This window comes from uncultured Alistipes sp. (assembly GCF_910580175.1).
Classification (GTDB): Bacteria; Bacteroidota; Bacteroidia; order Bacteroidales; family Rikenellaceae; genus Alistipes.
Map to the genome: position 1 here is coordinate 316,838 of NZ_CAJTXD010000003.1, position 20,727 is coordinate 337,564.

Below are 20,727 nucleotides of genomic sequence, written 5' to 3' on the forward strand. Positions count from 1 at the left end.
GGTTTTCAGAAGCGTTCGGCCGGCCTTTTCTTCGGCGGCGCGGTTCTCGCGTCTTTTGCGGCAAAAGGCTTCGCAACTCTCTTGCCGCCCGGCGCCGAACGGCTACAATGCTTTGATTTCGTGCAGGATGTTATTTGTCTTCCGCACGGCAGCGGCCGACTCGGCGAACTTGCTCTCCTCTTTCTTGGTCAGCTCGATTTCCACGATCTTCTCGATGCCCTTGCGGCCGATGATCGCAGGCACGCCGATGCAGATGTCGTTCTGGCCGTACTCGCCCTCCAGGTAGCACGAGCAGGGGATCAGCTTCTTCTGATCGTTGAGGATCGCTTCGACCATCATCGATGCGGCGGCTCCCGGAGCATACCAGGCCGAGGTGCCGATGAGCTTGGTCAGCGTGGCGCCGCCTACCATCGTGGCGGCGACGGCCTCCTGCAACTTCTTCTTCGATGCGAACTGCGTCACGGGTACGCCGTTGACCGTGGCTTTCGAGAGCAGCGGGATCATCGTCGTATCGCCGTGACCGCCGATGACCATGCCGTCGATGTTGTTGATGTTGGCACGTGTGGCTTTGGCCAGGTAGCATTTGAAGCGCGATGAGTCGAGTGCGCCGCCCATGCCGATGATGCGGTTCTTCGGCAGCCCCGAAGTCTTGAGCGCCAGGTAGGTAAGCGTATCCATCGGGTTGGCTACCACGATGATGATCGCCCGCGGCGAGTATTTCACGATCTGCTCGATGACGCCCTTCATGATGTTGGCGTTCGTGCCGATGAGTTCCTCGCGCGTCATGCCCGGCTTGCGGGGAATACCCGAGGTAATGACCACCACGTCCGAGTTGGCCGTTTTCTTGTAGTCGTTGGTCGCGCCGGTGAGCTTGGTGTCGAAATCCATCAACGTCGAAGTCTGGTACATGTCCAGCATTTTACCCTCCGACAAGCCCTCCTTGATGTCGACAAGAACTACTTCGCTTGCCACTTCGCGGCAAGCCATCACGTTTGCGCAGGTGGCGCCTACGGCGCCGGCTCCTACAACGGTAACTTTAGACATATTGTTTCTTCAGTTAAGTTTGTTTGGCTTCGTTTGCATGGTGCGCCGCCGTTCTGCGGCTGTTTCGCCCCTCCGTTCGGACTGCTGCGTCCGGATTCTGCGCGACGCATAATCTCCTCGCACTTCCTTTGTGGAAAGGGGGGCTCCGGCTCCGGCCGGTCGGCGGCACCGCAGCCTAACCGATCAGCTCCTGGTACTTCTCCGGCGTCAGCAGCGCGTCGTAGTCGGCCGGCTCCGCCACCTTGACTTTGACCAGCCAGCCTTCGCCGTAGGCGTCCTTGTTGACGATCGACGGGTCGGCATCCACGGCCGGGTTGAATTCTACGATTTCGCCGCCCACGGGCAAGAATGCGTCGCTCACGGTTTTGACGGCTTCGATCAAGCCGAAGACTTCGCCTGCGGCGAGCGTCTCGCCTACGGTAGGCACGTCGACGAATACGATGTCGCCCAATTGGCTCTGTGCGAAGTCCGTGATGCCTATCACGGCCGTGTCGCCCTCAAGCCGGCACCACTCGTGGTCGCTGGAGTATTTCAGATCGGCAGGTACGTTCATAATGACTGAATTTTGTGATTTTCCAGTTGCAAATATAATTGTTATTTTGATAACAGCAAGGGCTTTCCCGATTATTTATTCAGGTAGGATCGGAACTTTTTTGTTCCGATCGGCTGGACGGGGCGTTTTTACTCCCTCACGAATTCGATTTCGCGGAAAAGATAGGCGCCGCAGGAGCCGTCGGCATGGCGCAGAAGCAGCTCGCCCGAAGGGCGCACGCCTTCGATCGCGGCCTCGATGCGGGTGCCGTCGGGCAGGAGGTAGGGGCGGCGTTCGCCCAGGCGGTACATGCGGCTGCAATATGCCTCTTGCAGAGCGCTTTTTTCGCCCCGTTCGAGCGATTCGTAGCGGTCGCGGCATTTGCGGAGGAAGGTGTCGAGCACTTCGGCCCGGTCGAACGTGCGGCCGGCGAGCTGCGCCATCGACACGGGGTTGGGCAGCGCCGGGTCGAAAACCGTTTGGTTGACGTTGATGCCGATGCCTGCGATCGACCGAACCAGCAGGGGGCCAGAACAATTGTTTTCGATGAGCATGCCCACTATTTTGCGGTCGCCTGCGTAGATGTCGTTCGTCCATTTGATGCGCGTGTCGATGCCGTAGTCGGCGAACGTGTCGACGAGCGCCAGGGAGATGGCTTCGGAGAGCATGAATTGCTCGCCGACGGGCAGGAAACACGGTTCGAGCACGATGGAGAACGTGAGGTTCTCGCCCTCGGGGCTGTGCCACGCATGGCCGCGCTGGCCGCGGCCGGCGGTCTGCCGCTCGGCCCACACCACGTCGCCGTGGCGGTATCGTGCATCGCGTGCCTCGTCGTTGGTCGACGTGGTGGAAGCGAGCCTGTAAATCATAAAATTTGTTCCTGCCCGTTCCATATATTATACGATTCTTGCTCCAGCTGAGCACGAGTATAAGTTTGTTGTCGGTAGTTTTTTTCTGATTGAAGAACAAATTTACCGTTAGTAATTTTATAAGTCCTACTCATCCTCGATGCCGGAAAACTGCTGAAATCGGCAAACGATATGGAATTGGACGCAAGGGGTTTCAACATATGAATGATTACTTCATAACTCCCTGTAATCTCATATTGTTTGACGGCAATTCCGGGAAAACACCAGACACTTGCCTCCAACGTATCCAGCACATTGCCTTTGGAATCGACGATGACCAGCATGTCGGTCAAATAGTCGGTCGGGCCACCGAAGCTGGCGACGAACAAATAATAAGGAGTATTAGGAATACGGAATTTGGCATAGCTGTCCGGGGCCAACTCCTCCGTATCGGCCATAAAATAAGAGGTGCATTGTATGTCCTCGTAGAGTTTCGCCGAGATGTGTCCTTTGTAATTAGGAATGCCGTACGATCGTTTGGTTATGTCTTTAGCAGCTTTGAACGGCACGCCGGTCGTCGGCATGTCGGCCACCAAGTGCGCAAACGGAGCTTGAGCCTGAACGTCGATCCGAGCTAAAACCGCAACGACGGCAAGTATAAATGCTTTTTTCACCGTCGCATTCATTCGTATATTCCCGTATACGTCGCCGGCGTGAGGGCGCGCAGCTCGTCCTTGACCGTTTCGGCGACGTCGAGCGTTTCGATGAACTCGGCGATCGTCTCGGCCGTGATGCGGGCATTGGTGCGGGTCAGGGCCTTGAGCGCTTCGTAGGGCTTGGGGTAGCCCTCGCGGCGCAGGATGGTTTGGATGCCTTCCGCCACCACGGCCCAGTTCTGCTCCAGGTCGCGGTCGAGCGCCTCGCGGTTGAGGATCAGCTTGCCGAGGCCTTTGAGCAGCGATTGCAGCGCGATGACCGAGTGGGCGATCGGCACGCCGATGTTGCGCAGCACGGTCGAGTCGGTCAGGTCGCGCTGGAGCCGCGAGACGGGCAGCTTGGCTGCCAAATGTTCGTAGACGGCGTTGGCGATGCCCAGGTTGCCCTCGGCGTTCTCGAAGTCGATGGGGTTGACCTTGTGGGGCATGGCGCTCGATCCTACTTCGCCGGCCTTGATCCGCTGCTTGAAGTATTCTTGGGAAATATACATCCACATGTCGCGCGCCAGGTCGATGAGGATGGTGTCGATGCGCTTGAGGTTGTCGAAGATGGCCGCCAGGTTGTCGTAGTGTTCGATCTGGGTGGTGTACTGCGAGCGGGTCAGCCCCAGTTTTTCGGTCACGAACCGGTTGGCGAATGCTGCCCAGTCGATGTCGGGGTAGGCAGCGCGGTGGGCATTGAAATTGCCCGTCGCCCCGCCGAACTTGGCCGGCACGGCGATGCCGTGCAGCATAGCGAGCTGTTTTTCGATCCGCTCCACGAAGACCATCATCTCCTTGCCCAGCGTCGTGGGGGAGGCGGGCTGCCCGTGGGTGCGGGCCAGCATCGGCACAGCGCGCCACTCCTCGGCCAGGGCGGCCAGCTTGTCGCGCACCTCCTCGATCTCCGGGTAGTAGACGCTGTTGAGGGCATCCTTGAGCGACAGCGGAATCGACGTGTTGTTGATGTCCTGGGACGTAAGACCGAAGTGTACGAACTCTTTGCAGTCGTTCAGCCCGAGCGTCTCCATCTTCTCCTTGATGATGTATTCGACAGCCTTCACGTCGTGGTTCGTGACCCCCTCGATCTCCTTGACGCGCTGGGCATCGGCGGGCGAAAAATCGAGGTAGAGCGCACGCAGGGCCGCGAACTTCGAACGATCGACGCCGGCCAGCTGGGGCAGCGGCAGTTCGCACAGGGCGATGAAATATTCGATTTCGACGCGGATGCGGTAGCGGATGAGCGCCTGCTCGGAAAAATAATCGGCCAGTTTTTCCGTTTTGTTCCGGTAGCGCCCGTCGACGGGCGAAATGGCGGTCAGAGCATTCAACATGATGGGCTTGGTTTTGTTCATTCTGGCGTCAAATTTAAGACAATAAATTGAATTACGCATAATTTTCTTACCTTTGCCAATCGGAAATTCCGACCGAACGATACTTTTTCGACCATGCGATTCTTATCGGCGATCATTGATGCCCTGGCTGCGTTCGTGCAGCGCAACCCCTTGATGGTGTTGCTGCTGTTCGTTCTGGCGTTGTTCGCGCCGGCGCTGGTCAAAGGCATTGCGGTCTTTATTTTGTATGCGCTTATGGGCATTGTGCTGGCGGCCGTTCTTCTGGCCGTTCTGCTCCGCTGGCGGATCCGTCGGGTGCGCCGGGAGATGGAGGAGCAGTTCCGCGGGTTCCGTTCGGGGGACGATCCTTTTTCCGGGATGTCGTCCGATCCCTTTTCCGGGGGGCGCCGCGCCTCCCGGGAGGGCGATGTCAAGGTGCATCGCACGCCCGACGCACCTGGCAAGCGGGTGGCGTCCGACGTGGGCGACTATGTGGAGTTCGAGGAGACCGGGAAACGATGAATCCGGTCGAGAATATGAAAATCTGACTATTGAGAATTCGGAGTGCCTATGTTTCGTTTTTTTGCACCGATAGGGCGCTATTTCATCTTGATGGGCAAGGTCTTTTCCCGGCCCGAGAAAGGCGCGATCTACCGCCGGCGCATCATCTATGAAATGGAGGCGCTGGGCGTCGACTCGATCGGCCTGACGGCCATCATTTCGGTCTTCATCGGCGCCGTCATCACGTTGCAGATGTGCATCAACCTCGAATCGCCGTTCATTCCGCGGTCGCTGGTGGGCTATGCCACGCGCGAAACCATGATCCTGGAGTTCTCCTCCACGGTCGTGGCGCTGATCCTCTCCGGCAAGGTGGGGTCGAGCATCGCTTCGGAGATCGGTACGATGCGCATTACCGAGCAGATCGATGCGCTGGAGATCATGGGCGTCAATTCGGCGTCGTATCTCATTCTGCCCAAGATCGTCGCCGCCGTGTTCTTCTTTCCGTTTCTGACGATCCTTTCGATCCTGATCGGCATCGCCGGCGGCTGGGCTATTTCCTACCTCACGGGGATCATGATCCCGGCCGATTATGTGGACGGCCTGCTGATGGATTTCAAACCCTATTCGATCACTTATTCGCTCATCAAGACGGCCGTCTTCGCGTTCCTCATCGCGTCGATTTCGTCGTTCTTCGGCTACTACGCCAAGGGCAATTCGCTGGAGGTGGGTGCCGCATCGACGCGCGCCGTGGTAATCGGGTCGGTGGTCATCATGATCTTCAACCTGATGCTTACCCAGATATTGCTTATATGATACGTGCCGAACATATTGTCAAGTCGTTCGACGGCCGCACGGTGCTCAACGACATTTCCGTGGAGTTCGAGACCGGCAAGACCAACCTCATCATCGGTAAGAGCGGATCGGGCAAGACCGTGCTGCTCAAAAGCCTGGTGGGGCTTCACGAGGTCGACTCGGGGGCGGTGTGGTACGATGACGTCAATTTTACCGGCCTGGGGTTCCGCGAGCGCAAGGCCATCCGCAAGGATATCGGCATGATCTTCCAGGGCGGTGCGCTGCTCGATTCGTCGTCCGTGGAGGAGAACGTCAAGCTGCCGCTCGACCTCTTTACCGAGCAGTCCGAAAGCGAGAAGCTGGAGCGCGTCAACTTCTGTCTCCAGCGCGTGCGGCTCGAAAATGCCAATCACCTTTACCCGGCCGAGTTGTCGGGCGGCATGATCAAGCGTGTAGCCATTGCTCGGGCCATCGTGCTCAACCCGAAATATCTTTTCTGCGACGAGCCTAACTCGGGCCTCGATCCGCAGACCTCGATCGTTATCGACAATCTGATCCACGAAATTACCTGCGAATACAATATGACGACGATCGTCAACACCCATGATATGAATTCGGTAATGGAGATCGGCGAAAAAATTGTATACATCCACGAAGGCCGCAAGTGGTGGGAGGGCACCAAGGACGACATCCTCCATGCGGACAACCCCGAGCTGAATGCGTTCGTCTTCGCGTCGGCCATGGCCAAGCGCGCCAAGGCGGCCAGATAAGGGGCTGGTAATGAACCGGGGCCGGCGGGTTCCTGCCCAGCAGCGGCACTCTTGTCGTGCTACGCGGCCGGGTGTTTTTACCCTTGCGGAAGCACCCCGCAAGAGACTTATTAAAAAAACTTAATTTTTTATTTGCGTAAAATATATAAAGTATATACTTTTGCGCTGTGAAAAAAATAACGGAAGGGAGTTTTTCCCGAATAAGCCGAAGTCCGGGCCGAACTTGCCGGGCTTTGCCGAAGCGGGAAAAGCTGCGTGAAATGAAGATTTTCAACCTATAAAATAAGAAAACTATGGCAACTATCAAAATCGGTATCAACGGCTTCGGCCGCATCGGCCGTCTGGTGTTCCGTGCCGCTTGCACGAACAGCAACATCGAGGTTGTGGGTATCAACGACCTCGTGCCCGTGGACTACATGGCTTACATGCTCAAGTACGACACGATGCACGGCCGTTTCCAGGGCACGGTGGACTTCGACGCCGAGAAGAGCCAGCTGATCGTCAACGGCAAGGCCATCCGCGTGACGGCCGAGAAAGATCCTGCCAACCTGAAGTGGAACGAGGTGGGCGCCGAGTATGTCGTTGAGTCGACGGGTCTGTTCCTTACCAAGGAGAAGGCCGAGGCCCACATCGCTGCCGGTGCCAAGTACGTCGTTATGTCGGCTCCCTCGAAGGACGACACGCCGATGTTCGTATGCGGCGTCAACACCGACACCTACGCTGGCCAGAAGATCGTGTCGAACGCTTCGTGCACCACGAACTGTCTGGCTCCCATTGCCAAGGTGCTCCACGACAAGTTCGGCATTACCGACGGTCTGATGACCACCGTACACTCGACCACCGCAACGCAGAAGACCGTCGACGGCCCCTCGATGAAGGACTGGCGCGGCGGACGTGCCGCTTCGGGCAACATCATCCCCTCGTCGACCGGTGCCGCCAAGGCCGTAGGCAAGGTAATCCCCGAGCTGAACGGTAAGCTGACGGGTATGTCGATGCGTGTTCCGACCCTCGACGTATCGGTTGTCGACCTGACGGTCAACCTCGCCAAGCCGGCCAAGTACGACGAGATCTGCGCCGCCATGAAGGCTGCGTCGGAAGGCGAGCTGAAGGGTATCCTGGGTTACACCGAGGAGGCTGTCGTTTCGTCCGACTTCCTGGGCGACGCCCGCACCTCGATCTTCGACAAGGCTGCCGGTATCGCGCTGACCGACACCTTCGTGAAGGTCGTTTCGTGGTACGACAACGAGTGGGGCTACTCGAACAAGGTGCTCATGCTCATCGAGAAGATGGCCGCTTACAACAACAAGTAGTCGACCCCTCGATCCTATACGGAAAGTCCGGAATCTTCGAAAGATTCCGGACTTTTTATTTAAAAGTTGGGGGGGGCAGACGGTTAGGCAGTTTGGGCGGACGGTTTGGCGGCTTGGAATAAGCGGTTAAGTGATTTGAGCCTGCAGTTCGCGGGTAGCTCGGGGTAATATAAGGATGCTCGATGCTGGAAGGATCGGGCGGAGAATGCTGGTAGCTTGGACCGGCGGTTCGAGCGGGGCATGCCGGCGGCTTGGGTCAGAGGGGCGGCGAGGTGTGTTTCTTTTTTCGGGGCTATTTTCCCTTTTCCACCCTCATTTCGATCGAGGCGCCCGACCATTGGTTGATCTTGTATACGGTCTTGCTGATCCGTTTGCCGCCGAACGAGATGGCCACGTCGATGTCGAACGGACGGGGCGTGTCGATGTCGTTCCCGGTGGGCAGCGTGTGGGGGATGATGTAGATGTAGAGCACCAGATGGTCGCACGGCTCGGTGGTCAGCACGACGGCGCGGTCGGGCACGGTGCCGGTCGGCGGTTCCTTGAGATTCGCGCCTGCGTCGGCGATGTCCGACGAGGCGGAGGCGAAGCCGATGCGTTCTTCGGCGGCATCGAAACAGCCGCACATGAGCGCTGCGTTGTAGCGCCACCAGCCCTCGAATCGGCTCGATACCTCTATGCGGAATCCTTCGGAAGTCATGTTTGCAAAGGTACAAAATAATTCGCAACCGCAAATTTGCGGTTTGCACTCCTGGAAAAGTAAATCGAAACATCCGTGCGATTTCTTTGCAAATGTCTTATTTTTTCGTAACTTTGCGCACTATTTGTGTTCAGATGGATATAACGAAAGGATATTCCATTGCTTACAAAGGGTTGAAAAACGGCGCCCACGAATTCGATTTCGAGGTCGGCGGCGCTTTGTTCGAGGCTTTCGGCAGTACGGAGATCAAGGACGGAGATTGCCGCGCGCATGTCGTTCTGACGCGGGCCGAGACGCAGCTTACTGCCGATGTCGCCATTCGGGGCGGGGTAGTCGTGGCTTGCGACCGGTGTCTGGAGGATTGCTGCGTACCCATCGAGTTCGAGGGGCGTTTGTTGGTCAAGTTCTCCGACGAGGTGCATGAGTACGACGGCGAAGTGCTGTGGTTGTTGCCCGGCGAGGACGAACTCGATTTGGCGCAATATATTTACGAAAGCATTGTTTTGTCGTTGCCTTACCAGCGGGTACATCCCGAGGGCGAGTGCGATCCCGAAATGCTTCGCCGCTTCCGGATCGTCTCGGGCGAGGAGTTCGCCGAGATCGAATCGCGGAGTGCGGAGCCGAAAGGAGCCGGCTGGGAAAAGCTCGCGGCGCTCAAGGAGCGTCTGGAAAGCGGCGAAGCCGGAGCGGAAGAGAAGTAGCTGTCCGGTCCGCAGAAGGGGTGCGGCGTGCGTTCGGAGTGTTCCGGCCGAGGCTGGGCCGATTCGCAGAACACCGGTGCGGCGAATGGATAAAATGAATTTGTTGAACTAATAATTTATATTGTAACATGGCACATCCTAAACACAAAGTCTCGTCGACGCGACGCGACAAGAGAAGAACCCATTACAAGGCTGCGGTTCCGACGGTCGTTACCTGCTCGAATTGCGGCGCTGCCACGCTCTACCACCGGGTTTGCCCCGAGTGCGGTTTCTATCGCGGCAAGTTGGCGATCGAGAAGAAGGCTGCCGAATAACGATCGGACGGCAGGAAGAGCATATCCGCAAGGAGAGGCTCTTTTTTAGTTACGGATTTTGGCGTGCTTCGTTGCGCGCGGCGTTCGGGCGCATGCTTCGGGCGGCCGCGTATGTTCGTTGTTGCGGCTGCGGAAGCACGGAAGTGGAATTAATATCGTAAAAAGTATGCTGAAGATAGGGTTAGACGCTATGGGCGGCGATTTCGCTCCCGAAGCGGCCGTCAAGGGCGCCGTCATGGCGCTCGATGCCGTCGGCGCCGAGAGCCGTATCGTCCTTTTCGGCGACGAGGTGCGCATCCGTGCCGTGCTTGAGGCCGAGGGTTGCCCGGCCGACAAGTTCGACATCGTCGCCACCACCGAGGTCATCGAGATGGGCGACCATCCGGCCAAGGCGTTCCAGGCCAAGGCCGATTCGAGCATCACGGTCGGCTTCGGCCATCTGGCCAAGGGGGCTGTCGACGGTTTCGCGTCGGCAGGTTCGACCGGCGCCATGATGGTGGGGTCGATGTATGCCGTCAAGCCCATCGAGGGTGTGATCCGGCCGACCATTTCGTCGCTCGTTCCTACGGCTTCGGGGCGTCCGGCGATGTTGTTGGACGTCGGTTTGAATGTCGACTGCAAGCCCGAGGTGCTCGCGCAGTACGGGTTGATCGGGTCGATCTTCGCCGAGTCGGTGCTGGGCATCGCCGCGCCGCGCGTCGCCATCCTCAATATCGGCGAGGAGGAGACCAAGGGCAATGCCCAGGTCAAGGCCGCGCACGAGATGCTGCGTGCCGAGAGCCGCATCAACTTCGTGGGCAACGTCGAGGGATCGCATATCTTTTCGGGCAAGGTGGCCGACGTGATCGTCTGCGACGGTTTCGTGGGCAACACGGTGCTGAAGATGGCCGAGGGTCTCTACCGCATCAACAAGGCGCTCGGCGGCAGCAACGCTTTCTGGGACGCCATGAACTACGAAAACGTGGGCGGCACGCCCGTGTTGGGAGTCAACGCTCCCGTGGTCATCGGGCACGGCTGTTCTTCGCCGTTGGCCATCAAGAACATGATTCTGACGACCGAGCGGTGCATCCTCACGCAGGTAACTGCCAAGTTGCAGCGTGCATTCAACAATTAACTTCAAATCAAGCAATCGAAAAAATGGGAAAGATAACAGCAGCGATAACGGGTGTCGGCCAATATCTGCCGGATTACCTGCTGACCAACGACGAGTTGAGCCGCATGGTCGATACCAATGACGAGTGGATCACTTCGCATACGGGCATCAAGACGCGCCACATCCTCAAGGGCGAAGGCATCGGCACTTCGTATATGGGTGCGCGCGCCGTGATGAACCTTCTGGACAAGACGGGTGTCGATCCGATGGAGATCGACGCGGTAATCTGCGCCACGATCACGCCTGACATGTTCTTCCCCTCGACGGGCAACCTGATCGCCGATCAGGCCGGATGCAAGAATGCGTTCGCCTACGACGTGTCGGCCGCCTGCTCGGGCTTCCTCTTCGCTTTGACGACGGGTGCGGCTTTCGTCGAGTCGGGCCGCGGCAAGAAAGTGATCGTCGTGGGTGCCGACAAGATGTCGTCGATCATCGACTACACCGACCGTTCGACGTGCCCCCTGTTCGGCGACGGCGCGGCTGCCGTGCTTTTGGAGCCTAATACCGAGGGGCTGGGCGTCATCGATTCGATGCTGCGTTCCGACGGCTCGGGCGAGTTGCAGCTCTACATGAAGGCGGGCGGTTCGCGTTTCCCCGCTTCGGCCGAGACCGTGGCCAACAACTGGCACACCATCACGTGGGACGGCCAGGCCGTGTTCAAGGCCGCCGTGTCGAAGATGGCCGACGTGTCGGTCGAGATGATGGAGCGCCACAACCTCACGGGCGACGACATCCGTTACCTGGTGCCTCATCAGGCCAACTTGCGCATCATCGACGCCACGGCGCGCCGCATGGGCATCACGGCCGACAAGTGCATGATCAACATCGACCGCAACGGCAACACCACGGCCGCTACGATCCCGACGTGTCTCTACGACTACGAGAAGGAGTTGCGTCCGGGCGACAACCTCATTCTGTCGGCTTTCGGCGGCGGTTATACGTGGGGTGCGATCTACGTGAAGTGGGCTTACGACGGTTCGAAAGCCTGCCAGGTCGAGCCTGCCAAGAAATAGATGCCGGTCCCTCCGGTGCGGATGCGGGAGCCGGAAGACGGCTCCCGCATTTTTTTAGGCCGCAATTTTGCAGAAGCGATTCCGAATCTTAAAACGATAGCGTATGAAAAAGTATTTGTTTCTCTTGGTTGCGGCCTTGTTTTCCGCAGGCATCGCCGCTGCTGCTGTTTTGACCGATCGGCCGATCGCGGTCGACGAATTGCCCGCCACGGCTCAGAAGTTCATCCGCACGCATTTCGCGTCGTCCGAGGTGCTCTATGCCAAGGTCGATGACGGTCTTTTCGACAACGATTACAAGGTCGTCTTTGCCGACGGTGCGTCGGCGGAGTTCGCCAGCAACGGCGAGTGGAAAGAGGTGAAGTGCAAGCATTGCGCTGTGCCGGCTTCGATCGTGCCCCAGGCGATCCGCGAGCAGGTGGTCAAGCAGTTTCCCAAGGCCGTGATCGAGGGCATCGACCGCGACCGCCGCGGTTACGACGTCGAGTTGAGCAACGGTCTCGACTTGAAGTTCGACCGCCAGATGAACCTGATCGAAATCGAAGATTGACGATTTCCGGTTATCCGAAGCGAAGCCTGCATTCCGTATGGATGCAGGCTCCGTTGCATAATATGGGCGGTTCCCGGTGCGGATTGTCGATAACTTGTTGTATCTTTGCGTAGGGTAATTTTGCGGCACCGCCATGCGGCGGTTCGGCAGCAGTTCGTCTGGGACGATCGACATCGTTTCCGGCTGGAGGAGCAGTATCGTCTCCGTCCGGGACGGTTCGGGAATACCGGAAGGGCCGGATGCCGCGTAAAAGTTGTATAATAGTTCGGTTTTACGATGAAAATAGCATCCCTTACATTCAATCCCATCGAGGAGAACACCTACATCTTGTGGGACGACACGCTCGAAGCCGTGGTAATCGATGCCGGCAACAGCAACGAGCGCGAAAACGCCGTCCTCGACCGGTTCATCGCCGAGCACGGTTTGCGGCCTGTGTTGGCGCTCAATACCCACGGCCATTTCGACCATGCGTTGGGCGTCTGCCACCTCAAGGAGCGCTACGGCGTGCCGTTCGCGCTTTCGTCGAAAGACGGGTTCTTGTTGGAAAATGCGCAGACGAGCGGTTCGATCTTCGGGGTGCGCATCGGCGCCATGCCCTCGATCGACATCGACCTGGAAGAGACGCCCGAAGTCCGTTTCGGCACCACGATGCTGCAAGCCATCGCCACGCCGGGCCATACGCCGGGCCACATGGCGTTCTTCGAGCCGCAGCGCAAAACCTTGTTCACGGGCGACACCCTTTTCCGCGAGAGCATCGGCCGCACCGACCTGCCGGGCGGCGACTATTCGTGGATCATGCGGTCGATACTCGACAAGCTCCTGCCGCTGGGCGACGACGTGCAGGTCTTCCCTGGTCACGGGCCGGAGACGACCCTCGGCCACGAGACGCTCTACAATCCTTTCGTCGTCGAGGTGCTCAACAACGAAGTGAACTGCAAAGAGTGATCCTCCGTCTCATGAAACGATTCGCTGCTTTGCCGGATGTCGACGGGTGGCTGTGCATGGATTTCTTGACGGCGTGCAATGCCGTGATGATCGACCTGGTGCGGATATTCGTCCGGCCGGGCGAATGCTTGGAACGATGAAAGCGCTGATACATAAAATTCTCTGGCGGCTGCTTCCGCTCGAAGGGTATCTTCGGGTTGTGAGCCGCATGTTTTTCGTTTGCCAGCGTCTGGGGATCGGCCGCCGCGCCCCGGCGATGGAGTATGTCTACCACCTGTCCGAGCTGGTGCACGAGGGCGACGTGTGCATCGACATCGGCGCTAATCTGGGGTACTACGCCCGGACGATTTCGCGGCTGGCCGGTGCTGCGGGGTGCGTGCATGCTGTGGAGCCGGTGGCTCCGATTCGGAAGGTGCTGAGCCGCAACCTGCGGCGGTGCGGCAACGTGGAGATCTATCCTTTTGCGCTCGGCACGGAGAACAAACCCATCTGCATGGGTAACGATTCGGTGCATACGAACGGTTATTTAGGAACGGGCCAAAACTTCGTGAACGACGCGAGGATGGAATCCGATGTGGAATTTCTGGCCGACATGCGGCGGGGCAGCGAGCTGTTCGGCACCTTGTCTCGGCTGGATTTCGTGAAGTGCGACATCGAGGGCTACGAACGGATCGTTATGACCGAAATGCAGCCGTTGCTGCAACGCTTCCGCCCCGTGGTGCTGATCGAGACGGGCGGGGAGAACCGCCCTGCGATCATCGCGTTGTTCCGCGGTATGGGCTATGTCGGCTTCACGCTCGACCAGGGCCGCGAAGTGCTCCTCGATCCTGTGCACGACAACGGCAAAGATATTATTTTCAGACCGCAAAAAGGTTGATCCTATAAAATCCCCGACTTGAAATTTTTCAATTTTTAATTCGCTTTTCATGCGCATCGACATTCTTACCGTAGTTCCCGAATTGCTGACCTCGCCGCTCCATGAGTCGATTCTCAAGCGTGCACAGGAGAAGGGGCTGGTCGAAATCGTTGTCCACAACCTCCACGATTATGCCCACGACAAGCGCAAGACCACCGACGACTACCCGTTCGGCGGCGAGGCGGGCATGGTCATGAAGTGCGAACCGGTGTTCGAGCTGGTGGAGAAACTGCAAGGCGAACGCCGCTACGATGAAATCATCTACACCTCGCCCGACGGCAGGCGTTACGACCAGCACGAGGCCAACCGGCTCTCGACTCTCGAAAACATCATCATCCTTTGCGGCCATTACAAAGGCATCGACCATCGCATTCGTGAACACCTCGTCACGCGCGAGATTTCGATCGGCGACTACGTGCTCACGGGCGGCGAACTGGCGGCCTGCATCATCGCCGATTCGGTGGTGCGGATCATCCCCGGGGCCATCGGCGACGAAGCTTCGGCCCTTACCGATTCGTTTCAAGACAACTTGTTGGCCCCGCCGGTTTATACGCGTCCGGCCGAATTCCGCGGGTGGCGCGTGCCCGACGTGCTGTTGTCGGGCAACTTCGCCGAAATCGCCCGCTGGCAGGACGAACAGGCCTACGAGCGGACGAAAACATTGCGTCCGGATCTTTTGGAGAACGAAAAGTAAAGCATAATGAACTATTTTCTTCTTGCCGGCGAGCCGTCGGGCGATCTGCACGGCGCCAACCTGATCGAGGGGCTGAAAAAAGCCGATCCCGAGGCCCGCTTCCGCTTTTGGGGCGGCGACCGGATGGCCGCGGCGGGCGGGCGTGAAAACCTGCGGAAGCACTACCGCGAAACCTCGTTCTTCGGTATCGTGCAGGTGCTGCGCAACCTCCGCACGATCAAGCGCCAGATGCGCCAATGCCAGGCCGATGTCGCGGCGTTCGCTCCCGATGTGCTGATTCTGGTCGACTATCCCGGCTTCAACATGAAGATGGCCCGCTGGGCCAAGGAGCACGGCATCCGCACGTTCTACTACATAGCCCCCAAGGTGTGGGCCTGGCGCGAATGGCGTGTCAAGGCGATCCGCAAGTATGTCGACCGGCTTTTCATCATCTTTCCGTTCGAACGCGACTATTTTCCCCGCAAGGGCATCGAGCCGCTGTTCGAGGGCAATCCGCTGGTCGATGCGCTCGAAGAGAGACGCAGCACGCTCCCCACGCCCGAGGAGTTCCGCCGCAAGCATGGGTTGGACGAACGCCCCATCGTGGCACTGGTCGCCGGCAGCCGCCGGGCCGAAATCCGCGACAACCTGCCGCTCATGGCACGGCTGGCGGAGCGTTTTCCTGATCGGCAGTTCGTCGTCACGGGTGTGCCGTGGCTCGAAAAGTCGCTCTACGATCGCTACATGGCCGGCAGCAGCCTGCGCTATGTGTGCAACGAGACCTACGAGGCGCTCCATGCGGCCGAAGCGGCGGTGGTAACCTCCGGCACGGCGACGCTCGAAACCGCCCTGCTGGGAGTGCCCGAAGTGGTGGTCTACCGTACGCTGTGGTTTCAGGTCAAGCTCCAGCCCTATGTGTTGAAAGTGCCCTGGGTGTCGCTCGTCAACCTCAACTTGGGACGAGAAGCGGTAACGGAGATCATCCAATCGGATCTTTCGGTCGACCGGGCCGAGCGCGAACTGCGCGCCATCGTTGCCGGGGGTGCGAAGCGCGACCGGATGCTGGCCGACTTCGAGGAGTTGCGCGCCGTCATCGGAGGTCCGGGTGCCAGCGAGCGTTTTGCCCGCCGGATGGTGGAGGAACTGAACGATAAACAGTAGAAAAAGCGAAAAGTCCGAAGCGCGATGACCGAATCCGTTATCATGTCTGCCATTTTGTTGGTTTGTGCGCTCGTCGTTTATGTCCGGCCGCAATGGATTTCGACTTTTCGCCATTATTCGGACGAAGAACGCCGCAACATCGAAATGAAGCGGGTGCGGCGTACGGCCGGCGGCGGATTGTTGGCGCTTGCCTTGTCGATAGGCCTCGGGAGCTGGGCGCTCGCCGAGGCCAGCGTAGCGGAAACGACGATCGTCGTGTTGCGGATGGTTATTCTGTTTGCCGGAGTCATTGCCATCGTCGCACGTGTGGAGACGTTCAACCATAATATGTGACCATGAAAATCATCTGCATAGGAAGAAATTACGCGGCGCATGCCGAGGAACTGCATCGGGATGCCGGGCTGACGATGGGTGCCGGCGTTGCGGAAAGTCCTGCCGGCGCTGCTGCCGAGCCGGTCTGGTTTCTGAAACCCGACACGGCACTATTGCGCAACAACGACCCGTTCTACATCCCGGCGTTTTCGCAGGAGGTGCACTACGAATGCGAACTGGTGGTGCGCATCGACCGGGTAGGGCGTTCGATCGCCGAGCGGTTCGCCTATCGCTACTACAATGAGGTGGGTCTCGGTGTCGACTTCACGGCCCGCGACCTCCAGCGCGAGGCGATCGCTCAAGGACTGCCGTGGGAGCCGGCCAAGGCCTTCGACCGTTCGGCGGCGCTCTCGCCTGAGTTTCTGCCGCTGGCCGACCTGGGCGGCGACGTGCAGAATCTGCGGTTCGAATTGGCCGTCAACGGCGAAATACGCCAGCGCGGTTGCACGGGCGACATGCTTTTCACGGTCGACCGCATCATCGCGGCGGTGTCGCAGTATACGACCCTGCGCATGGGCGACATGATCTACACCGGCACGCCGGCGGGCGTAGGCCCTGTGGTGCCGGGCGATCGTCTTGTGGCGACGCTCGAAGGCCGCGAATTGCTGAATTTCGATATCAAATAGAAGGAACATAATTCACACTGAAAGACAAGGATTTTGCAAGGCTTTCGGCCTTGCCGTCCGAGGCCGGCTCGCATCGAAGATGCGACCCCCGCAGCCGGCCCGGGCGAGTGAATACCGCAGAATAACCTGAAACTCTACCATTATATGTTGCTTCATCAGAAACTTCGTTCTTACCGCCTTTTATTGGCTTCGCAGTCGCCGCGGCGCCGGGAGTTGATGACCGGCTGTGGCCTGCCTTACGAGTTGGCGCCCAAATACGATTGCGAGGAGACCTATCCCGACGACCTTCCGGCCGAGGAGGTGCCGCTCTACCTTTCGCGGCTCAAAAGCGACGCCTGCCCCTGGCCGCTCGAATCCAACGACATCCTGATGACGGCCGATACGGTCGTCGTGCTCGACGGACGCGTCCTGGGCAAACCTCGCGACCGCGACGACGCTTTCGCCATGCTGCGCAGCCTCTCCGGACGCCAGCATACCGTGGTGTCGGGCGTCGCGTTCCGCACGCCTGCCCGGCAGCATGCGTTTGCGGCCCGTTCGGAGGTGTGGTTCCGCGCGCTCTCCGACGAGGAGATCGCCTACTACCTCGACACTCACTGTCCCTACGACAAGGCCGGGTCGTACGGCATCCAGGAGTGGATCGGCTATGCGGCCATCGAGCGCATCGACGGCTCGTTCTACAATGTGATGGGACTGCCCGTTCAGCGCGTATATGTCGAACTCGAAAAATTCATCGATCTATGAAACGCATCTTACTGACCCTTTTTTCGCTATTGCTTGTCCTCCCGGCTCTGGCCGACGGAGGCATGTGGCTTCCGAGCCTCATTTCGCACCGCATCGGCGACATGCGCGCCAAAGGCTTCCGGCTCACGGCCGAAGACATCTATTCGATCAACAAAGCGTCGATGAAAGACGCTGTGGTGCTTTTCGACGGCGGTTGTACGGGCGAGCTGGTTTCGCCCGAAGGCTTGCTGCTGACCAACCACCACTGCGGCTATGACGCCATTCAAAGCCACTCGTCGGTCGAAAACGATTACCTGACTCACGGATTCTGGGCGCGTTCGCGGGCTGAAGAACTGCCCAACAAGAACCTCAATGTGAAGTTCCTCGTCCGCATGGAGGATGTTACCGACCGCATGGCGGCCGGCGAAACGGCCGAAGAGATCGTGCGCAAGGCCGAAGCCGAGGGCGCCGGCTACAAGGCCGCGGTCGAACAGATGTACTATGGCAACCAGCAGTTTCTGTTCCTCTACGAGCAGTTCGACGACGTACGCCTGGTGGCGGCCCCGCCCTCGTCGATCGGCAAGTTCGGCGGCGACACCGATAATTGGATATGGCCCCGCCATACGGGCGATTTCTCGGTGTTCCGCATTTATGCAGGTGCCGACAACAAGCCGGCGGCCTATTCGCCCGACAATGTGCCCTACCGGCCGCGCCGTCATTTCACGATTTCGACGCGCGGAGTCGGCGAGGGCGACTTCACGATGATCTACGGTTTCCCGGGCAACACGCAGCAGTATATTCTTTCCGATGTGGTAAAGTACATTGCCGAAGTCTCCGACCCGATGAAGATCGCCATCCGTACAGGCCGGCTCCATATCATTTCGGAGGGGCAGGCGTCCGATCCGGCACTGCGCATCCATTATGCGGCCAAACACGCCTCGATCGCCAACGCCTGGAAGAAATGGCAGGGCGAAGTGCTGGGAATCGAACGACTGGGAACCTGCGAAAAGAAACAGGAGACAGAAAAACGTTTCGTCGAAGCGACGGGGGACGGCGAAGTGTTGCAAGAGCTGAAGAACGAGTTCGCGCGGGCACTGCCTTATTATTATACGCGTGAACTGCTGGCCGAGACGCTGCTCACGCTCCGCTATGGGTTTGCCGACGAAGAAAAAGCCGACCCGATTTTTGCCAAAAGCCGGCCTGTTGAACAAGCTCTTTATCGCCAGGCATTCGAGGAGTATGCGGCTCGTGCCACAATGCTGAAGCCGTTTGCCGAATTCGAGGCCGGAGTCGAAAAATACGAAACTCCTGCGGCCTATGCCGATCATATCTTCGCACTGACGGTCGACGATCCGAAAGCAGAAGAACTGACGGCACTGAAAAAGGGAATCGCGGCGCTTTACGCCCGAATCGTCGACGAATTGGGCACCTCGTCGCTGCGCAACTTCAATAGTGCCCGCATGAACGAACTCTATGCCCGCTATGTCGAGGGATTGCGTCGCTGGGCTGCGGCCGAAAAACGCGAAGGTGCCATGTTTCCCGATGCCAACCTCACGCTGCGCGTGGCCTACGGCTCGGTGGCGGGCTACGAATATGCTGACGGCGAGTATCACAAGCCGCTGACGACCATCGACGGCATCATTGCCAAGGACAATCCTGCGATCTACGACTATGACATCCCCCAGGCGCTGCGCGACCTCCATGCGTCGAAAGAATATGGCCGCTGGGGCGTGGAGATCGACGGCCGTCGCACGGTGCCGGTGTGTTTCCTGGCGACCAACCATACTACGGGCGGCAACTCCGGCTCTCCGATTCTCAACGGGCGCGGCGAACTCATAGGCATCAACTTCGACCGCACGTGGCGCTCGACGATGAGCGACATTGAATTCGATCCGACGATCTGCCGCAACATCGCGGTCGACATCCGCTACGTGCTGATGGTCATCGACCGCATCGGCGGAGCGGGGTATCTGCTCGACGAAATGACGATCCGATAAAGAGAAACGGAGCGAACTGCGGAGTCCTGCGAGAAGCAGGACTCCGCAGTTCGTTAATGCTACTTTTTCGTTGCCTCCTGCTTGTCTTTTTTTGAGGTTTTTCTGCTTGTTGTTTTTCGCCGCTTCTCCTTGCGGCCCTTTCTGTTTCCGTCGTTTTTGTCGCTTCCTGTTTGTTTTCTGTCGGTGGTGTTGGTGCTCCAGTCGTTGCTATTTTCTCTGTTTTCTGTCTCTTCATTTTCCTGCACCCGTTTCTTGCTTCTTGCTTCCTTTGATGCAGCCCACTCCTGTTGTCTTTCTGTTTTCGTTGTTTGGTTTCTCTGTTTTCTGTCTTTTTTGTTGTTGCCTTTTCTGTTTTTTTGTCCTACCGCCCGTTGTTGTATTATCCTATTTTTTTAGTTCTCTCGTTGCTATATTATTTCTGGTTTTTGTTCTGTCGTTGGCATTTCCTGCTTTTCGTTCTTTTATCTCCGTTTACTCTGTTTGCTCCGTTGCCCACCCCGTTTTTTGTTGCTTTTTTTTGTCTCTGTTGCCGTGCTTATATTTGTTTTTGTTCTTTTGGTTGCCGCCTTTTCTTGTTTTTTATCTTATCGTTACTTTTTTGCTTCTTTGTTGACGTTTCCTTTGTTTCCTCATTTCTGGGTGGCGGGTCGATTGCGGGGTGTCGGGTGCTCTGTGTAGGATCATCGATCGGGCCGGTGGCGGATGCGGATAAATTTCTGTCTTCCCGAGCGAAAAATTTGGCGGTTTGAAATTTATGCGCTATATTTGTGCTCCCGAATCGTAAGTTTCGGTATGTGTCGCCCAGGTGGTGAAATTGGTAGACACGCTACTTTGAGGGGGTAGTGAACGTTTAGTTCGTGCAAGTTCGAGTCTTGTCCTGGGCACAATAAGGAGTTGATTTTCAGCTCCTTATTTTTTTTGCATGTTGTTTTGTATGATGAATCATTCGTTTTTGCCTGGGTTGAAATAGGAGCTTTGCGCCAGGATGGCAGCATTGTCGTCCGCGCCGACTGGAAAACCCAGGCGCGGATGACCCCTGCGGCCAAGGTTGATTTGACCCCTGAAA

Annotated in this window: 24 protein-coding genes and 1 tRNA gene; 19 read left to right on the plus strand and 6 right to left on the minus strand. The window is 58.0% G+C overall.

What is annotated here, in order from left to right; translation table 11 throughout:
• Nucleotides 1-102: 102 nt before the first annotated feature.
• From mdh to purB, 5 genes are all read right to left on the minus strand, one after another.
• Nucleotides 103-1,044 (minus strand): malate dehydrogenase, encoded by a 942-nt coding sequence (mdh, locus tag QZ298_RS05760; RefSeq protein ID WP_296006507.1) that lies wholly within the window; start codon nt 1,042-1,044, stop codon nt 103-105.
• A gap of 175 nt (nt 1,045-1,219) precedes the next feature.
• Entirely contained in the window at nt 1,220-1,597 is a 378-nt protein-coding gene (gcvH, locus tag QZ298_RS05765; RefSeq protein WP_296006510.1) for a glycine cleavage system protein GcvH, read from the minus strand.
• A 128-nt stretch (nt 1,598-1,725) separates the two neighbouring features.
• Nucleotides 1,726-2,445 (minus strand): biotin--[acetyl-CoA-carboxylase] ligase, encoded by a 720-nt coding sequence (locus tag QZ298_RS05770; protein WP_296006513.1) that lies wholly within the window; start codon nt 2,443-2,445, stop codon nt 1,726-1,728.
• Nucleotides 2,442-3,098 (minus strand): hypothetical protein, encoded by a 657-nt coding sequence (locus QZ298_RS05775; protein WP_296006515.1) that lies wholly within the window; start codon nt 3,096-3,098, stop codon nt 2,442-2,444. The genes QZ298_RS05770 and QZ298_RS05775 overlap by 4 nt, the downstream gene beginning before the upstream one ends.
• Nucleotides 3,099-3,106: 8 nt before the next feature.
• Complete coding sequence (gene purB / locus QZ298_RS05780; RefSeq protein WP_296006598.1) at nt 3,107-4,453, minus strand: adenylosuccinate lyase; 1,347 nt, start codon at nt 4,451-4,453, stop codon at nt 3,107-3,109.
• A 114-nt stretch (nt 4,454-4,567) separates the two neighbouring features.
• On the opposite strand from purB, the gene QZ298_RS05785 reads away from it, so the two are divergent.
• The 4 genes from QZ298_RS05785 to gap all read left to right on the plus strand — a co-directional run bounded on the left by QZ298_RS05785 (nt 4,568) and on the right by gap (nt 7,826).
• Nucleotides 4,568-4,975, plus strand: a complete 408-nt coding sequence (locus tag QZ298_RS05785; protein WP_296006518.1) for a DUF4834 domain-containing protein — start codon at nt 4,568-4,570, stop codon at nt 4,973-4,975.
• Nucleotides 4,976-5,023: 48 nt separating this feature from the next.
• Nucleotides 5,024-5,767, plus strand: a complete 744-nt coding sequence (locus QZ298_RS05790; RefSeq protein WP_296006523.1) for an ABC transporter permease — start codon at nt 5,024-5,026, stop codon at nt 5,765-5,767.
• A complete protein-coding gene (locus QZ298_RS05795) occupies nt 5,764-6,516 on the plus strand; it encodes an ABC transporter ATP-binding protein (RefSeq protein ID WP_296006525.1) in 753 nt (250 codons plus the stop codon). The genes QZ298_RS05790 and QZ298_RS05795 overlap by 4 nt, the downstream gene beginning before the upstream one ends.
• A 293-nt stretch (nt 6,517-6,809) precedes the next feature.
• Nucleotides 6,810-7,826, plus strand: a complete 1,017-nt coding sequence (gap, locus tag QZ298_RS05800; protein ID WP_296006530.1) for a type I glyceraldehyde-3-phosphate dehydrogenase — start codon at nt 6,810-6,812, stop codon at nt 7,824-7,826.
• Between the two features lie 292 nt (nt 7,827-8,118).
• Here gap and QZ298_RS05805 read toward each other — a convergent pair whose 3' ends face one another.
• Nucleotides 8,119-8,523 (minus strand): hypothetical protein, encoded by a 405-nt coding sequence (locus QZ298_RS05805; RefSeq protein ID WP_296006533.1) that lies wholly within the window; start codon nt 8,521-8,523, stop codon nt 8,119-8,121.
• Between the two features lie 134 nt (nt 8,524-8,657).
• Here QZ298_RS05805 and QZ298_RS05810 point away from each other — a divergent pair, with 134 nt between their 5' ends.
• From QZ298_RS05810 to QZ298_RS05880, 15 genes are all read left to right on the plus strand, one after another.
• The gene (locus QZ298_RS05810) at nt 8,658-9,224 is read left to right on the plus strand and encodes a DUF177 domain-containing protein (RefSeq protein WP_296006536.1); all 567 of its coding nucleotides are present in this window, start codon (nt 8,658-8,660) and stop codon (nt 9,222-9,224) included.
• A gap of 128 nt (nt 9,225-9,352) precedes the next feature.
• The gene (gene rpmF / locus QZ298_RS05815) at nt 9,353-9,538 is read left to right on the plus strand and encodes a 50S ribosomal protein L32 (RefSeq protein WP_296006539.1); all 186 of its coding nucleotides are present in this window, start codon (nt 9,353-9,355) and stop codon (nt 9,536-9,538) included.
• Nucleotides 9,539-9,704: 166 nt separating this feature from the next.
• Entirely contained in the window at nt 9,705-10,652 is a 948-nt protein-coding gene (gene plsX, locus QZ298_RS05820) for a phosphate acyltransferase PlsX (RefSeq protein ID WP_296006541.1), read from the plus strand.
• A 23-nt stretch (nt 10,653-10,675) separates the two neighbouring features.
• Nucleotides 10,676-11,704, plus strand: a complete 1,029-nt coding sequence (locus tag QZ298_RS05825; protein WP_296006544.1) for a beta-ketoacyl-ACP synthase III — start codon at nt 10,676-10,678, stop codon at nt 11,702-11,704.
• Nucleotides 11,705-11,807: 103 nt separating this feature from the next.
• Nucleotides 11,808-12,251, plus strand: coding sequence for a PepSY-like domain-containing protein (locus QZ298_RS05830; RefSeq protein WP_296006547.1), 444 nt, complete (start codon nt 11,808-11,810; stop codon nt 12,249-12,251).
• A gap of 276 nt (nt 12,252-12,527) precedes the next feature.
• Complete coding sequence (locus tag QZ298_RS05835; protein WP_296006550.1) at nt 12,528-13,196, plus strand: MBL fold metallo-hydrolase; 669 nt, start codon at nt 12,528-12,530, stop codon at nt 13,194-13,196.
• A gap of 11 nt (nt 13,197-13,207) precedes the next feature.
• Nucleotides 13,208-13,336 (plus strand): hypothetical protein, encoded by a 129-nt coding sequence (locus QZ298_RS05840; RefSeq protein ID WP_296006552.1) that lies wholly within the window; start codon nt 13,208-13,210, stop codon nt 13,334-13,336.
• Nucleotides 13,333-14,073, plus strand: coding sequence for an FkbM family methyltransferase (locus QZ298_RS05845; RefSeq protein WP_296006554.1), 741 nt, complete (start codon nt 13,333-13,335; stop codon nt 14,071-14,073). The genes QZ298_RS05840 and QZ298_RS05845 overlap by 4 nt, the downstream gene beginning before the upstream one ends.
• Nucleotides 14,074-14,122: 49 nt before the next feature.
• On the plus strand, nt 14,123-14,806 hold the full coding sequence (gene trmD / locus QZ298_RS05850; protein WP_296006556.1) for a tRNA (guanosine(37)-N1)-methyltransferase TrmD: 684 nt from the start codon (nt 14,123-14,125) through the stop codon (nt 14,804-14,806).
• Nucleotides 14,807-14,812: 6 nt separating this feature from the next.
• A complete protein-coding gene (gene lpxB, locus QZ298_RS05855) occupies nt 14,813-15,946 on the plus strand; it encodes a lipid-A-disaccharide synthase (RefSeq protein WP_296006559.1) in 1,134 nt (377 codons plus the stop codon).
• 24 nt (nt 15,947-15,970) lie between these two features.
• On the plus strand, nt 15,971-16,279 hold the full coding sequence (locus tag QZ298_RS05860) for a DUF3784 domain-containing protein (protein ID WP_296006562.1): 309 nt from the start codon (nt 15,971-15,973) through the stop codon (nt 16,277-16,279).
• A 2-nt stretch (nt 16,280-16,281) separates the two neighbouring features.
• A complete protein-coding gene (locus QZ298_RS05865) occupies nt 16,282-16,944 on the plus strand; it encodes a fumarylacetoacetate hydrolase family protein (RefSeq protein ID WP_296006565.1) in 663 nt (220 codons plus the stop codon).
• 144 nt (nt 16,945-17,088) lie between these two features.
• On the plus strand, nt 17,089-17,685 hold the full coding sequence (locus QZ298_RS05870) for a Maf family nucleotide pyrophosphatase (RefSeq protein ID WP_296006568.1): 597 nt from the start codon (nt 17,089-17,091) through the stop codon (nt 17,683-17,685).
• A complete protein-coding gene (locus tag QZ298_RS05875) occupies nt 17,682-19,661 on the plus strand; it encodes a S46 family peptidase (RefSeq protein WP_296006571.1) in 1,980 nt (659 codons plus the stop codon). The genes QZ298_RS05870 and QZ298_RS05875 overlap by 4 nt, the downstream gene beginning before the upstream one ends.
• Before the next feature lie 799 nt (nt 19,662-20,460).
• Nucleotides 20,461-20,545: transfer RNA gene (locus tag QZ298_RS05880), tRNA-Leu, on the plus strand.
• The last annotated feature ends 182 nt before the right edge of the window (nt 20,546-20,727 follow it).

What these genes read in the sequence shown, in the direction of transcription:
- QZ298_RS05770 (WP_296006513.1), bottom strand. Translation starts at nt 2,445, where the DNA reads ATGATTTACAGGCTCGCTTCCACCACGTCGACCAACGACGAGGCACGC.
- QZ298_RS05790 (WP_296006523.1), top strand. Translation starts at nt 5,024, where the DNA reads ATGTTTCGTTTTTTTGCACCGATAGGGCGCTATTTCATCTTGATGGGC.
- QZ298_RS05805 (WP_296006533.1), bottom strand. Translation starts at nt 8,523, where the DNA reads ATGACTTCCGAAGGATTCCGCATAGAGGTATCGAGCCGATTCGAGGGC.
- QZ298_RS05870 (WP_296006568.1), top strand. Translation starts at nt 17,089, where the DNA reads ATGTTGCTTCATCAGAAACTTCGTTCTTACCGCCTTTTATTGGCTTCG.
- plsX (WP_296006541.1), top strand. Translation starts at nt 9,705, where the DNA reads ATGCTGAAGATAGGGTTAGACGCTATGGGCGGCGATTTCGCTCCCGAA.
- lpxB (WP_296006559.1), top strand. Translation starts at nt 14,813, where the DNA reads ATGAACTATTTTCTTCTTGCCGGCGAGCCGTCGGGCGATCTGCACGGC.
- QZ298_RS05830 (WP_296006547.1), top strand. Translation starts at nt 11,808, where the DNA reads ATGAAAAAGTATTTGTTTCTCTTGGTTGCGGCCTTGTTTTCCGCAGGC.
- purB (WP_296006598.1), bottom strand. Translation starts at nt 4,453, where the DNA reads ATGTTGAATGCTCTGACCGCCATTTCGCCCGTCGACGGGCGCTACCGG.
- gcvH (WP_296006510.1), bottom strand. Translation starts at nt 1,597, where the DNA reads ATGAACGTACCTGCCGATCTGAAATACTCCAGCGACCACGAGTGGTGC.
- QZ298_RS05795 (WP_296006525.1), top strand. Translation starts at nt 5,764, where the DNA reads ATGATACGTGCCGAACATATTGTCAAGTCGTTCGACGGCCGCACGGTG.
- mdh (WP_296006507.1), bottom strand. Translation starts at nt 1,044, where the DNA reads ATGTCTAAAGTTACCGTTGTAGGAGCCGGCGCCGTAGGCGCCACCTGC.
- QZ298_RS05810 (WP_296006536.1), top strand. Translation starts at nt 8,658, where the DNA reads ATGGATATAACGAAAGGATATTCCATTGCTTACAAAGGGTTGAAAAAC.
- rpmF (WP_296006539.1), top strand. Translation starts at nt 9,353, where the DNA reads ATGGCACATCCTAAACACAAAGTCTCGTCGACGCGACGCGACAAGAGA.
- QZ298_RS05875 (WP_296006571.1), top strand. Translation starts at nt 17,682, where the DNA reads ATGAAACGCATCTTACTGACCCTTTTTTCGCTATTGCTTGTCCTCCCG.
- QZ298_RS05785 (WP_296006518.1), top strand. Translation starts at nt 4,568, where the DNA reads ATGCGATTCTTATCGGCGATCATTGATGCCCTGGCTGCGTTCGTGCAG.
- QZ298_RS05860 (WP_296006562.1), top strand. Translation starts at nt 15,971, where the DNA reads ATGACCGAATCCGTTATCATGTCTGCCATTTTGTTGGTTTGTGCGCTC.
- QZ298_RS05835 (WP_296006550.1), top strand. Translation starts at nt 12,528, where the DNA reads ATGAAAATAGCATCCCTTACATTCAATCCCATCGAGGAGAACACCTAC.
- QZ298_RS05825 (WP_296006544.1), top strand. Translation starts at nt 10,676, where the DNA reads ATGGGAAAGATAACAGCAGCGATAACGGGTGTCGGCCAATATCTGCCG.
- QZ298_RS05865 (WP_296006565.1), top strand. Translation starts at nt 16,282, where the DNA reads ATGAAAATCATCTGCATAGGAAGAAATTACGCGGCGCATGCCGAGGAA.
- gap (WP_296006530.1), top strand. Translation starts at nt 6,810, where the DNA reads ATGGCAACTATCAAAATCGGTATCAACGGCTTCGGCCGCATCGGCCGT.
- QZ298_RS05840 (WP_296006552.1), top strand. Translation starts at nt 13,208, where the DNA reads ATGAAACGATTCGCTGCTTTGCCGGATGTCGACGGGTGGCTGTGCATG.
- trmD (WP_296006556.1), top strand. Translation starts at nt 14,123, where the DNA reads ATGCGCATCGACATTCTTACCGTAGTTCCCGAATTGCTGACCTCGCCG.
- QZ298_RS05845 (WP_296006554.1), top strand. Translation starts at nt 13,333, where the DNA reads ATGAAAGCGCTGATACATAAAATTCTCTGGCGGCTGCTTCCGCTCGAA.